This window comes from Pseudomonas simiae, assembly GCF_000934565.1.
In the GTDB taxonomy this organism is placed as follows: domain Bacteria; phylum Pseudomonadota; class Gammaproteobacteria; order Pseudomonadales; family Pseudomonadaceae; genus Aquipseudomonas; species Aquipseudomonas simiae.
This window is the reverse complement of sequence record NZ_CP010896.1, coordinates 506,204-519,092: the sequence shown is the minus strand read 5'-3', so window position 1 is coordinate 519,092 and position 12,889 is coordinate 506,204. Positions and strand designations below refer to the sequence as shown.

General features: G+C 61.7%; 10 protein-coding genes. 1 reads left to right on the top strand and 9 read right to left on the bottom strand.

All coding sequences use genetic code 11. The features are described 5' to 3' along the window. Positions 1 to 29: 29 nt before the first annotated feature. Positions 30 to 365, bottom strand: a complete 336-nt coding sequence (locus tag PF1751_RS28155; protein WP_010213675.1) for a YceK/YidQ family lipoprotein — start codon at positions 363 to 365, stop codon at positions 30 to 32. Positions 366 to 571: 206 nt separating this feature from the next. On the opposite strand from PF1751_RS28155, the gene PF1751_RS02260 reads away from it, so the two are divergent. Continuing rightward, entirely contained in the window at positions 572 to 2,656 is a 2,085-nt protein-coding gene (locus PF1751_RS02260) for a TonB-dependent receptor family protein (protein WP_044286539.1), read from the top strand. A gap of 118 nt (positions 2,657 to 2,774) precedes the next feature. Here the strand turns inward: PF1751_RS02260 and PF1751_RS02255 are convergent, their stop codons facing one another. Genes PF1751_RS02255 through glnE form a run of 8 tightly spaced genes read right to left on the bottom strand, consistent with a single transcriptional unit; the run spans position 2,775 to position 12,715 of the window. Continuing rightward, the gene (locus PF1751_RS02255; RefSeq protein ID WP_044286538.1) at positions 2,775 to 4,214 is read right to left on the bottom strand and encodes a lipopolysaccharide kinase InaA family protein; all 1,440 of its coding nucleotides are present in this window, start codon (positions 4,212 to 4,214) and stop codon (positions 2,775 to 2,777) included. Beyond that, the gene (locus PF1751_RS02250) at positions 4,214 to 4,966 is read right to left on the bottom strand and encodes a lipopolysaccharide kinase InaA family protein (protein ID WP_044286537.1); all 753 of its coding nucleotides are present in this window, start codon (positions 4,964 to 4,966) and stop codon (positions 4,214 to 4,216) included. The genes PF1751_RS02255 and PF1751_RS02250 overlap by 1 nt, the downstream gene beginning before the upstream one ends. Next, positions 4,963 to 5,697, bottom strand: a complete 735-nt coding sequence (locus PF1751_RS02245; RefSeq protein ID WP_042571375.1) for a lipopolysaccharide kinase InaA family protein — start codon at positions 5,695 to 5,697, stop codon at positions 4,963 to 4,965. The genes PF1751_RS02250 and PF1751_RS02245 overlap by 4 nt, the downstream gene beginning before the upstream one ends. Then, a complete protein-coding gene (gene rfaP / locus PF1751_RS02240) occupies positions 5,697 to 6,503 on the bottom strand; it encodes a lipopolysaccharide core heptose(I) kinase RfaP (protein ID WP_010213682.1) in 807 nt (268 codons plus the stop codon). The genes PF1751_RS02245 and rfaP overlap by 1 nt, the downstream gene beginning before the upstream one ends. Beyond that, positions 6,500 to 7,624 carry a glycosyltransferase family 4 protein gene (locus tag PF1751_RS02235; protein WP_010213684.1) on the bottom strand — a complete coding sequence of 375 codons (1,125 nt, stop codon included), beginning with the start codon at positions 7,622 to 7,624 and terminating at the stop codon, positions 6,500 to 6,502. The genes rfaP and PF1751_RS02235 overlap by 4 nt, the downstream gene beginning before the upstream one ends. Continuing rightward, positions 7,624 to 8,685 (bottom strand): lipopolysaccharide heptosyltransferase I, encoded by a 1,062-nt coding sequence (gene waaC / locus PF1751_RS02230; RefSeq protein WP_010213685.1) that lies wholly within the window; start codon positions 8,683 to 8,685, stop codon positions 7,624 to 7,626. Before waaC ends, PF1751_RS02235 begins: the two co-directional genes overlap by 1 nt. A gap of 1 nt (position 8,686) precedes the next feature. Continuing rightward, positions 8,687 to 9,721: a lipopolysaccharide heptosyltransferase II gene (gene waaF, locus PF1751_RS02225; protein WP_044286536.1), complete on the bottom strand. Its 1,035-nt coding sequence runs from the start codon at positions 9,719 to 9,721 to the stop codon at positions 8,687 to 8,689. A gap of 54 nt (positions 9,722 to 9,775) precedes the next feature. Then, positions 9,776 to 12,715, bottom strand: a complete 2,940-nt coding sequence (glnE, locus tag PF1751_RS02220; RefSeq protein ID WP_044286535.1) for a bifunctional [glutamate--ammonia ligase]-adenylyl-L-tyrosine phosphorylase/[glutamate--ammonia-ligase] adenylyltransferase — start codon at positions 12,713 to 12,715, stop codon at positions 9,776 to 9,778. Positions 12,716 to 12,889: the final 174 nt, after the last annotated feature.

Below are 12,889 nucleotides of genomic sequence, written 5' to 3'. Positions count from 1 at the left end.
AGCAGCAGGAAACTGTTAGCGGCAAGCGGCTAGCGAAGCTCAATACTGCCGTCGGCACTCTGCCGGTAGACGGTATAGGGCAAGAAGAGTGTATCCAGGACAGCGGATACAGCCACATCGAGATAAGGCCATGGAACATCGTTCAAGGAAAGCCCACTTCCTGAGCTGGGGGGTGCATGCAGCACGCACAAATCATAAGACACGCCGCTGTAGACACGCGGAACCGACTGGCAGTAGGTTTTTTTCGCTTTGAGCGACTGGACCGTGACACGGTCTTCACGCAGCACCGTGGTCATTGTGCCGCAACCGGCCACTATCAAACATACACCCAGCAATGCCAATAACCCTGCAACGTTAGGTTTCATAAGTCGCTCATCCTGTAGAGGGACCAAAAACCTACCATCGCACACCGCCCTTCACAGCCTCCCGACAACGTTAATATGCGTAGGAACCTTCCCATATCCCTGACGTGTCAGAAATTCGGTAAACGAGGGAGGTAGCCGTTAAACTCGCGCTTTTTTTTGCGCCTACGCCACTTACTGACGCGTTGCGCCACGGACCCGGCCTTTCCATGAACACAACCGCCCCCACTCGCCTTGCCCTGTTACTGCTGGGCCTGTGCTCCAGCGCACTGGCCGATGACGGCTCGTTGACCCTCGACCCCAGCGTCGTCACCGGTTCGCGCAGCGCCAGCCCGACGTTCGACCTGCCTTACTCGGTGGACGGCGTCAGCCGCGAACAAATCAGTGACGGCCAGCTCGGCATCAACGCCTCCGAAGCCCTGTCCCGCGTGCCCGGCCTGGTCGTGCAGAACCGCCAGAACTATGCCCAGGACCTGCAGATCTCCTCCCGTGGCTTCGGCGCCCGTTCGGCATTCGGCGTGCGCGGTATCAAGCTGATTGCCGACGGTATTCCCGCCAGCACCCCGGACGGCCAGGGTCAGGCGGCCACGTTCAACCTCGATACAGCCGAACGCATTGAAGTGCTGCGCGGCCCTGCCGCCACTCTGTATGGCAGCAATGCCGGCGGCGTGATCCAGATGTTCTCCCGCGACGGCGAAGGCCCACCGCGCATCGGCGCCGAAACCCTGGTGGGCAGCGACGGACTGAACAAAAACCACCTGACTGCTGAAGGCGCCGCCAACGGTGCCGGCTTCGTGCTCGACGCCTCGCGCATGGACACCAATGGTTACCGCGACCACAGCAGTGCGCGACGCGACCAGACCTTTGCCAAGCTCAACTTCCAGCCGGATGACGACAGCAAACTCGCCCTGATTTACAGCAGCCTGGAACAGAACGGCACGCAGGACCCACTCGGCCAGACTTGGGCAGGGTATAAGGCCGATCCGCGTTCGGTAAGTGCCAATGCACTGACCTACAACACGCGAAAAAGTATCGACCATCAGCAATTGGGCATGAATTACGAGCGCTACCTCGGCGATGCGACGTTGCAGGTGAATGCGTATACGGGGCGGCGGAGTGTGATTCAGTATCTGTCGATCCCAAAAGGCACGCCAGCCAACGAACGCGGCGGCGGCGTGGTGCAATTTGACCGCAAGTTCTACGGCGGCAGCGTGCGCTGGATGCAGCCTATCGAACGCGCACCGGGTGAGCTGATGATCATCACCGGCCTGGACTTCGACCAGAGCGAGGACAGTCGCCACGGCTACAAAAACTACAACGGCAACACCCTCGGCGTGAAAGGCCAACTACGCCGCGATGAAATCGACACTGCCCGCAGCCTCGACCCTTACATCCAGGCCAACTGGGCCCTGGACCGCTGGACCCTGCAAGCCGGCGTGCGGCATAGCACGATGGAACTGGACGTCGATGATCAATTTCTGAGCAACGGTGACGCCAGCGGCAACAAGACTTATCAGAAAAACACGCCATCGATGAGCGTGATGTACGCCTTTACCCCGCAGTTGCACGGCTATGTCAGCGCCGGCAAAGGCTTCGAAACGCCGACCCAGGCCGAATTGGCCTACGCGCCGGGCAGCGTCGAAGGGTTCAACTTCGGTCTGAAACCGTCAGAAAGCACCCAGTACGAAGTGGGGTTAAAGGCCCAGGTGAAGAACACTAGGATCAATGCAGCCGTATTCCAGATCACCACAGACGATGAGTTGGTGGTCGCTCAATCCAAAGACGGCCGCACCAGCTACCAAAACGCCGGCCGCACCCTGCGCCGCGGCTTCGAACTGGGCATCGAAAGCCAACTCAGCGACCACTGGACCACCAACCTCGCCTACACCCGCCTGCAAGCCACCTACGACAGCGACTTCGTCAGCGGCGGCAGCACCGCCGTCGACAAGGGCAACTACCTGCCCGGCGTGCCGCAAACCACGCTGTTCGCCGAGCTGAACTGGAAACCCCGGGACTGGGTCAGCACCGCCATCGAAGGCCTGTACCGCAGCAAGGTCTATGTCGAAGACACCAACAGCCAACGTGCCGCGCCGGCCTACAGCGTCTTTAACTGGCGCGCACGTTTTGAGCAGAAAGTCGAACACTGGACCTTCCACCAGACCCTGCGTCTGGACAACTTGCTCGACCGCCAGTACGTCGGCTCGGTGATCGTCGGCGATGGCAACAACCGATACTACGAAGCCGCTCCTGGCCGCTCGTGGTACGCCGGTGCTGGTGCCGAGTACCAGTTCTAAAACCACCACAAGGCTCATGTGGGAGCTGGCTTGCCTGCGAATGCGTTAGGTCAGCAACACATGTACTAACTGACACACCCTATTCGCGGGCAAGCCCGCTCCCACATTTTGACCGCGATCAGACCTGAGCTGGCAAGCGCTGATCGATGAGTTTGTACAACGCACTCTCCGACGGCCAGTTACGCATAAACCGCGCACGATCCTTGGCATACGCTGAGGCAAAGCTGGCGTCGGAGGCGTGTTGGCACATGGCATCCAGGTCGATCAGCGACCAGCGATCCTCGTCCCAGAACAGGTTATGCCCCTTGAAATCGCCATGGCTGATGCGCTCGCGGATCAGTTCAGCGAACAGGTGATCCAGCGCCTGCAGTTCGCTTTCCGGGGCGTCACCGTTTTCAACGTACGGCGCGAAGCGTTCGATGATGTCCGGCCCCGGCAGGTACTCGGTGATCAGGTACGCACGGCTACGCAGCCAGAAGAAGCGTTTTTCCAGCACCGCCAGCGGCTTGGGCGTGGCAATACCGAGGAACGCCAGGCGGTTGCCTTCACGCCAGGAATGCCAGGCGCGGCTCGGACGCCAGAAGCGCTTGAGCCAATGCGCAAAGCCCTTGATGTTGTAGCGCTTGATCACCAACTGCCGGCCAGCCACGTCGACCTTGGCCACGCTGGCGGCACCACCGGTTTTATACAGGTGGCCCTTATCCAGCAGCGAATCGGCCTGCTCCAGCACCGGCAGCATGGCACGCTCTTCTTCGCGGCGAATGGCGCGCAAGGCAAAAGCGCCACGTACCACGCTGAACAACGTGCACTCGCGGCCGACCTTGTTCAAAAAGTCCTTGAGGCGCCAGGCGCTGACCTTGCGCACCTGCTTCTCCAAGGCTTCCAACGGCAGGGCGTGTTCGCCATTGCTCAGCAGGTAGTACACCAGCAGTTCTTCGGTGAACGGTTCGAGATTTTTCGGCAACTGGGCGAAAAACACCCCGAGGTTTTCCAGCACGCGGCTGCGCGACAACGGCTTGCCAGCCTCTTCGACGCGAATGCCGGCGCCATCGATCAAGTACAGCTTGCCGTCCTTGCGCAGCAGGTTGTCCAGGTGCAGGTCTTCCTGCCACAGGCCTTGGGTGTGCATCTGCGCAATCGCGCCCAGCGCTTGGGCGAGCACCGCGGTTTGCTCATCGGCCAGCGGCGGCAAGTGTTCGACAGCCTGCCAGGCATCGGCCAAGCTTTCGGCGCCCTCGATGAATTCGAATAGCAACCAGCCGCCCTCGCCTTCCTGCAAGCCGTCCGCCAGCAACAACGGTGTGGTCAGCCCCTGCTCGGCCAACAGGCGCACGCCGCTGAGCTCACGCTGAAAGTGCCGTGCTGCCTTGCTGCCCACCAGTAACTTGGCCAACACCGGACGGCCACGCCAGACGGCCGCACCCACATAGCGCTCGCCTGGCAACACGCGCAACAGGCTCAGCAGTTGCAACTGACCAGGGCCCGCCGCATCGGCCAGCTCGAGGGCCAGGGGCAAGTCCGGGGTACGGCCGGCGGTTTTCAGCTCGGACAAACGCATCAACGGTTTTCCTTGTGGCTGCGGCGGGCGGTCAACTTCTGCAGCCAGGTGCCGACCAGCGCGCTGTCTTCCGGCTGGTCGAGATAGGCGGCCAGCAATTGGCGCACTTGCTCATCAGACCACTGCGGCGCACGACGCAACAGCGGCTCCAGATCCTTGACCCGATCACGCCAGCCGAACAGCAACGGGCGGGTTTTCTCCAGGTCGATCAACTGCGCGACATACCCGTCGCCGGTGGCCTGCAGGAAAATATGCTTGGGATAGAAACAGCCATGCACTTGGCCAACGCTGTGCAACCGACGAGCAAGCTGACCGCAAGCCAGCAGGACCGCACGGTGCTGGGCGTCGCTCAGTTGCGCCCATTGCTCCAGCAACGAATCCAAGTCATTCCAGCCGTCCAGGGCACGGGTGAGCAGCATCGCGCGGTGTTCGCCATCGACTTTGCGCTCGCCGTAGAACGCCGCTTGCAAGGCCGGAATGCCAAGCTTGCGGTAACGGCTGATATTGCGGAATTCACGCGAGAAACTCGGCTCGCCAAAAGGACGGTGCAAGCTGCGCGTCAGGTAATTGCTCTGGCGCTTGAGGTAGTAACCCTGGCCGTCGAGTTCAAGGCGAAACACGCTGCTCCAACCTCCGCGACTGGTATTGGGTTCATCCACCGCGTCCAGTTGTTTGGCCCACAAGGCGTCGAACGTCGATAGGCCGTGGCGCTCCAGCAGCGCACGGTCTTCAACCGCCAGGAAATCACTCATTCGCGTCCCTCGAAAAACTTCACCACGTGGCGAATCCGCTCTTTATCCGACGCACTCAGGTGCCGGCACTGACGGTACTGTATGTAGAACCGCAGGCGCTGGGTGGCAGACAGGTGATACTTGGCCACCTTGTCCAGGCACGCCAGGTCTTTGGTGATGCGGTACTTGAGCCAGAACCCGCGCCAGAAATCACCATTGGGGCAATCGATCAGGTACAGGGTGGCCTGATCATCGATCAGCAGGTTGCGCCACTTCAAATCGTTATGGGTAAAGCGATGTTCGTGCATGGTGCGCGTGTACTCGGCGAGTTGGCGACTCACCGCGTTGACCCACTTCGGGTCGTGCAGGCGCGCATCATTGCGCTCGGCCAGTACCGAAAGGTCTTCGGTCTTCGGCAACTCGCGGGTGATCATCGCCCCACGGTCGTAGGCCAGGCCTTTGCGCTCCAGCCCCCAGGCGACCACATCGGCGGTGGGGATGCCCCATTTGGCGAATCGCTTGAGGTTCTGCCATTCGGACTTGACCCGAGGCTTGCCCAGGTAACGCCGCAACCCCTTGCCCGCACCGGTGTAGCGCTTGACGTAGTAATTCACCCCGCCCCGCTCCACACGGATCACTTCCGACAGCGGATCACGGGTCAGCCGCTCGCCCTGCAGGGCGAACACCGCTTCGAGGCTGCCAAAATCATCCGCCAGGTGGGCGTAACCGGGTTCCAGGTTCCAACCCGCCATCAGATTGCATCCCCGAGGCGCTGTTTGCGTGCATACAGCTTGTCGGCCTTGCGTTGCATCAGGCTCAACGACGCCGAGTGCTCGGCCAGGATCTGGCGCAGCGGCTGGCGGAAGTAACCCTTGAGAAAGCGCAGTTTGTCGCGACGGGTCAGGCCGATTTCCAGCGCCGAGTAATACAGCGCGGAGAGGTCCTTGTCGCGCCAGCGCAACGGCAAGTGCGCACGCAGTTGGGCGCGGTGCAGGTCGATCACCGACAGCTTGATGTTCTTCGCATCGATGGGTTTGGCAGTGTCCAGCAGGAAGTGGCACAGGTAGCAGTCGCGGTGGTTCACGCCACCACGGTGCATGTCGCCGACCATGCGAGCAAGCTCCGCCGTGAGGGCGTGACGCAGCGCAGGCGCCGGAGGCTCGGCAACCCAATTGATAGTCACATCTTCCAGGCTGAGGGTCGGCGCCAGCTCTTCGGTGATGATGAACGAGTGCTGGTCTGCCGGGTTGCTGCCCTTTTCGCCGAAGGCGACGCCGGTCATGGTTGGCACGCCGAGTTCCTGCAGGCGATGAATCGCCGCCCACTCAAGGCCCGCGCCCAGCACCGGCAGCTTGGCGGTGATCAGGTTCTTGAAGATCTCGCCCCAGCCAATGCCACGGTGGATCTTGACGAAATACGGACGGCCATCCACCACGGTACGCAGGGTGCGACGCGCCGCCAGCTCACGGAATACTTCGCCTTGCAGTTTCTCGACTTCGGCAAAGGCATCAAGCCCGGCCCATAACGTCTTGAACGGTTCGGCAAGAATCAACTTCATCGTTTTGGCTCCGCCAGGATCACATCCGCAGCGTGCTGCGGCATGCTGTAAAGGTCGGCCGTCTCAGCGAAGGCCAAACCATTGCGGCTCCAGGCCGCGCGCTGTGCAGTGTCGGTGAGCATCTTCGCCAGGTACGTGTTGAGCTGCGTTTGTTCAAACGGCTCATCCAGCACCAGGCCGCTGTCAGCTTCAGCGATGTAGTGAGCATACCCACACACGGCCGAGACCAACACCGGCAGCCCGGCCACCAGGGCCTCAAGCAATACGGTGCCGGTATTTTCGTTGTACGCCGGATGGATCAACAGGTCGGCGCCCAGCAGGAAACGCGGGATATCGCTGCGGCCCTTGAGAAACTGCACATTGTCCCCCAGCCCCAGCGTCGCGCTTTGCAGTTGGAATACCTTGGGGTCGTCCTGGCCGATTACAAACAGGCGCGTGCGTTTTTTCAGCTCAGACGGCAATGCGGCCACGGCCTTGAGGCTGCGGTCGACGCCCTTGGTCTTGAAGCCCGAGCCGATTTGCACCAGCAGCAAATCGTCATCGCCCAGGTTGAACTCCTGGCGGAAACCCTCGCGAATCTCGGCGGCATTCGGCGGTGCGCGGCGGTCCTGGGCAATGCCCGGCGGCAGCAGGTGGAAGCGTTCCAGCGGCGTGTCGTAATGCTTGATGAACAACGGCTGCTGCACTTCGGAGATCATCAGGACTTCAGTCTTGGCGTCCTTGGCGAACACTGCACGCTCGTAGTCGGCAAAGTGCTTGTAGCGACCAAAATAGCGGTACAGCGAGTGGCGCAGGTTCTGTGCCTTGTCTTCAAAGCAGCCGTCGGCGGCGTAGTACACATCCAGGCCGGGCATTTTGTTGAAGCCGATCAGACGGTCCACGGGGCGCTTGGCCAGGTCGGCCTCCATCCATGCGCTGAGTTTCTCATTGCGCCGATGGTTGAAGAACGCCTTGACCGGCGCCACCAGCACTTCGAAACCGGGCGGGATGTCGCCCTCCCAGATCAGCGTATAGACACGAATCTGGTGGCCGCGCTGCTGGCACTCCAGGGCGATGCGCATGAAGTCGCGCTGCAGGCCACCGAAGGGGAAATACTTGTACAGCACAAAAGCCAGTTGCATCAGTGCAGCTCCTCAGCCAATAACAACGTGCTCAGTCGGCTTGCCACACGCTCAGGGTTCAGGCGCGTGAAGCACAGGGGCGACTCGCGCTTGATGTCGAACCGACGCAGGTCGTCGGCCGTCGGTTGATAGGTACATTGCTTTTGCAGGCACGGCGCGCAGGGGAAGTCGCTGGCCAGGTGAACCTGGCCCTTGCCATAGGCGCCGGTGAGGCCGGGGTTAGTCGGGCCGAACAGGGAAATGGTCGGTACATCCAGCGCGGCGGCCAGGTGGCCGAGACCAGTGTCCACCGCCACGCAGGCGCGGGCGCTGGCCAGTACGCGAGCGACGCCGGCCAGGTTCAATTTGGGCAGCACTTCGGCGTGTTGCAGGCCTTGGGCCAGGCGTTCGGCGCGGGCTTTTTCGGCGGCGTTGCCCCAAGGCAATTTCACCTCCACACCCAGGCGCCCCATGCGCTCGGCCAGCTCGCGCCAGTAGGCTTCGGGCCAGTGCTTGGTGTCCCAGGTGGTGCCATGCAGCAGCAGCACAAAAGGTTTCTTCGGCGGCAGGCCCAGGAGCTTTTCAGTGCTCAGGCCGTAGTCGCCCAGACCTTTGGGCAAGTCATAACCGAGCGCCACGGCGAATAACTGGCGCAGACGCTCCACCGCGTGTTGCCCACGCGCCACGGCGAGGCGTCGGGAGTAGAAACGTGCAGCCATCGGCTCGCGCGCGGAATTCTTGTCGAAACCGGCGATTGGCGCGCGCACGTAACGGGTCAGCCAGGCGCTTTTCAGCAGGCCCTGGGCATCGATCACCAAGTCATATTTGGTCGACTGGACTTGCTGCTTGAAACGCCGCCATTCGCCACTTTTGATGGTCTGCCAGATGTTCTTGCGCCAGCGGCGGATCGCTACCGGGATCACTTTGTCCACCGCAGGGTGCCAAGTGGGAATCTCGGCGAAGCCTTCTTCCACCACCCAGTCGAATCGAATGCCCGGGATCGCCCGCGCTGCATCGGTCAGGGCCGGCAAGGCATGAATCACGTCGCCCAGGGATGAGGTCTTGATTACCAGTACGCGCAAACTATCGGACCTCGACCGCAGAGCCCTGCAACCGCTGCAAGGCTTCGTTCACCGGCTGCGGCAGCAACTGGCGCATGCAGTTGTAGTGACCAAAACGGCAGGTGCGATCAAAACACGGGCTGCATTCCAGGCCCAGGCGCACCACTTCGACCTTGTCGGCCAACGGCGGGGTGAAACCCGGCGATGTGGAGCCGTACACCGCCACCAGCGGGCGGTTCAGCGCGGCGGCGACGTGCATCAGGCCGGAGTCGTTGGACACCACCGAATCGGCGCAGGACAGCAGGTCGATGGCTTCGGCCAGGGACGTGTCACCACTGAGGTTGACCGCCTCTTCACGCAGGCCAGGAATCAGGCGCTGGCGAATGTCCTCACCCACCGGATGGTCCTTCTTCGAACCAAACAGCCAGACCTGCCAGCCTTCACGGATCTTGGCCTCGGCGACCTTGGCGTAGTGCTCCGACGGCCAGCGCTTGGACTCGCCAAATTCGGCCCCAGGGCACAGCGCCAGGACCGGACGGTCCAGCGTCAGGCCGAACTTGGCCAGGGCGGCATCACGGCTCACGGGGTCAATCTGCAGGCTCGGACGCGGATACGGCGTGGGCAACTCGGCCCCCGGCTCGTAAGCCAGGGCCATGAAGCGCTCGATCATCAGCGGGTAGCGGGCCTTGTCTAGCGTACGCACGTCGTTGAGCAGCACGTAGCGGAACTCGCCACGCCAGCCGGTGCGCTTGGGAATACCGGCGAAATACGGCACCAACGCCGATTTGAGTGAGTTGGGCAACAGGATCGCCTGGTCGTATTCGCCCGCCAGGGATTTACCGATACGACGGCGGGTCGCCAGCTCCAGGGCGCCATGGCCGAGCGGGAAGCTCAAGGCCTTGCGCACTTCGGGCATGCGTTCGAGGATCGGCCGGCTCCACTCAGGGGCGAGCACGTCAATCTGGCAGTCCGGGTAGCGCATGCGCAGACACTGAAACAGTGTCTGCGCCATCACCATGTCACCGACCCAACTGGGCCCAACGATCAGAATATTCATGTAGTTTCCACAAACGATGCGGGGAGGCTTATGCCTCCCCGCCCTAATAGTGTTTCAGCTCAACCCCAGCTCCTGCCAGATACGCATCACCTGGCGCCGTTCGTCGGCGAACTGATCCCCGGCCACCGTACCGGCCTCATTTTGCAAGGCCTGGCGATGCGCAGCCGAACGGTAGGCCTTATACACCTCGCGCAGCAGATGGGCATCGGCGGCGGGCATCAAACCCACCTGCTCCAGGCCTTCCAGAATGCGGATATTGTCGGTATAGCGCAGCAACGATGGATGTTGCGCAGACCACGCCAAAGCCGCGTATTGCACCATAAATTCAATATCGACGATACCTCCGGCGTCCTGCTTGAGGTCGAACGCCGCCGTGGCCTCAAAGGCATTGGCGCCGGTGCCGGCCGCCGTGGTCTTAGTGCCCAGGTTGTCACGCATCTTGGCGCGCATCTCGCTGACCTCCTGGCGCAGCTTCGTCAGGTCCCGCGCCTGCCCCAACACGTTAGCCCGTACCTGCTCGAATGCCTGACCCACATCCTGGCTGCCGACCAGCACCCGAGCGCGGATCAAGGCCTGATGCTCCCAAGTCCAGGCTTCATTTTGTTGATAACGCGCAAATGCGCCCAGCGAACTGACCAACAGCCCGGACGCGCCGGAAGGTCGCAGCCGCATATCCACCTCATACAACTGGCCGGAGTTGGTCTGCGTGGTCAGCAGATGGATGATGCGCTGGCCCAGGCGTGTGAAAAACTGCGCACCGTCGATCGGCTTGGCGCCATCGGTTTCCGCCTGCGGATCGCCATCGTGGATAAACACCAAATCCAGGTCCGAACCATGCCCCAGTTCGATCCCGCCAACTTTCCCATAACCGACAATGATGAACCCAGGATCGCACAGGGTGCCGTCCAAGCGCTGCGGCGAGCCGTGGCGCGCGACAGTCTGGCGCCAGGCCAGGGCCAGCACTTGTTCAAGGATCGCCTCGGCGAGCCAGGTGAGGTAGTCACTGACTTTCATCAGCGGCAGGCTGCCGGCGATTTCCGAGGCGGCCACGCGCAGGCGGTGGGCCAGCTTGAAGTGACGCAGGGCTTCCATTTGTTGCTCAAGGTCGTCTTCGGGAATGCGCGTCAAACGCTCACGCAGTTCGGCGGCCAACTCGGGCGCCAGCGGCGGCTTGAACAGACGGCCTTCGTTGAGCAACTCGTCGAGCAGCAGCGGGAAACGCGTGATCTGCTCGGCGATCCACGGGCTGGCGGCGCACAGGGTCAACAGCCGACGCAGGGCGTCGGGGTTTTCCGTGAGCAACACCAGGTAAGCGGAACGCCGGGCGACGGCTTCGACCAATGGCAGCACGCGCTCCAGCACCAAGTCCGGGTTGGCGTGTTCGACCGCTTGGGCCAACAGGCGCGGAATGAACGCATCCAGCCGCTCACGCCCCAAACGCTGCATGGCACGCAGTTGCGGGCTGTTGCGCAGGCCGGCCAACGCCTTGAGGGCCTTGGCTGCGTCGGCAAAACCACCTTCGGCCAATTGGCGGCAGGCAGCCTCTTCATCTTGGGATTCTTCCCACAGCGGCAACCACTCACCACCCACGACCAATTCGCTTTCTTCGCCCTCTTCTTCGTCAGGATCAGCGATCACTTGGCGGAAATGCCAGTCCACCCGAGCGCGCCAATACATCAGGCACTCGTGGAACGAGGCCCAGTCGGCAAAGCCCAGCATAAAGGCAATGCGCGCCTGGTCTTCCGGGCTGTCCGGAAGCATTTGCGTCTGCCGGTCGGCAATCGCCTGGATCGCGTGCTCGGTGTAACGCAGGAATTCGTAGCCATTGCGCAATTCGGCGATCACCGCCGGCGGCAGGTAGCCCTGGCCTTCCAGGGTGCCGAGCACCTTGAGTAAGGGTCGCTGCTGCAAGCTCAAGTCACGACCGCCGTGGATCAGTTGGAAGGCCTGGGCGATGAACTCCACTTCGCGGATGCCGCCCGAACCCAGCTTGATGTTGTCGGCCATGCCTTTGCGCCGCACCTCCTGCTGGATCAACTGCTTCATGGTGCGCAGCGCTTCGATGGCGGAGAAGTCCAGATAGCGGCGATAAACGAAGGGTCGCAACATTTCCAGCAACTGCGCACCGGCAACCTGGTCGCCAGCGACGACGCGCGCCTTGATCATGGCGTAGCGTTCCCAGTCACGGCCCTGGTCCTGGTAATACTGCTCCAGCGCGTTGAAGCTGAGCACCAGCGCACCGGCCGAACCGTAAGGGCGCAGGCGCATATCGACGCGGAACACGAAACCGTCGACGGTCATCGGGTCGAGGGCCTTGATCAGCTTTTGACCAAGACGGATAAAAAACTCCTGGTTATCCAGGGCGCGCTTGACGCCAACGGTCTCGCCACCCTCGGGGTAGGCGAAGATCAGGTCGATATCCGACGACAGGTTCAACTCGACCGCGCCGAGCTTGCCCATGCCGAGGATCACCATCTGCTGCGGCTCGCCGCTGCGCCGACCAGTGGGCGTGCCGAACTGAACGCAATGACGCTGGTACAGCCACTGGTAGGCCTGGTCGATGCTGGCGTCAGCCATGTCGGAGAGGTCGCGGCAGGTCTGCACCAGGTCCGCCTGGCGAGTCAGGTCGCGCCAGATGATGCGCACTTGCTGGCGCGTACGCTGACGACGCAGCACGCGGCCCAACTCATCTTCTGTTTCGGCTTGTTGCACCGCACCAGCGATCTGACCGCACAACTCACCGGGCGCAAAACCACGGTCCAACTCGCCCCAGGCCACCAGCTCCAACAACATCAAAGGGTCACGAACACTCTGTTCAATGACGAAATCACTGGCCGCGCACACGCGGGCGAAGTCGGCCCACCGTTGCGGCGTCCACGCAGAAAGTCCATGATCGTCGTCCAGCGCGGCCACTGCGTCACAAAATGACTGCTCGGCCCGCCGGGCTTTTGGCAAGAGAATGGCTGGCAGTTCGGCCAGTGTTGGAAGGCTCATGGTCTATCCTTGATCGGCGCGTAAAGGGCGTGTAGGTGTGAACGTAAGAACCGCGCTCTATGAAGGACTGTCGAACAAAGGTTAGAAATAGCTGAAATTAATTTCATTTTGGCAGCCAACATCAAACTTTCACCTTTTCTTGTTCGCAAAAGATCAACAATAACGATTATGCTC

Excerpts from the sequence above, each read along its gene's own strand:
- PF1751_RS02255 (WP_044286538.1), bottom strand. The coding sequence starts at position 4,214 with ATGCGTTTGTCCGAGCTGAAAACCGCCGGCCGTACCCCGGACTTGCCC.
- PF1751_RS02260 (WP_044286539.1), top strand. The coding sequence starts at position 572 with ATGAACACAACCGCCCCCACTCGCCTTGCCCTGTTACTGCTGGGCCTG.
- PF1751_RS02250 (WP_044286537.1), bottom strand. The coding sequence starts at position 4,966 with ATGAGTGATTTCCTGGCGGTTGAAGACCGTGCGCTGCTGGAGCGCCAC.
- glnE (WP_044286535.1), bottom strand. The coding sequence starts at position 12,715 with ATGAGCCTTCCAACACTGGCCGAACTGCCAGCCATTCTCTTGCCAAAA.
- PF1751_RS28155 (WP_010213675.1), bottom strand. The coding sequence starts at position 365 with ATGAAACCTAACGTTGCAGGGTTATTGGCATTGCTGGGTGTATGTTTG.
- PF1751_RS02235 (WP_010213684.1), bottom strand. The coding sequence starts at position 7,624 with ATGCAACTGGCTTTTGTGCTGTACAAGTATTTCCCCTTCGGTGGCCTG.
- PF1751_RS02245 (WP_042571375.1), bottom strand. The coding sequence starts at position 5,697 with ATGGCGGGTTGGAACCTGGAACCCGGTTACGCCCACCTGGCGGATGAT.
- rfaP (WP_010213682.1), bottom strand. The coding sequence starts at position 6,503 with ATGAAGTTGATTCTTGCCGAACCGTTCAAGACGTTATGGGCCGGGCTT.
- waaF (WP_044286536.1), bottom strand. The coding sequence starts at position 9,721 with ATGAATATTCTGATCGTTGGGCCCAGTTGGGTCGGTGACATGGTGATG.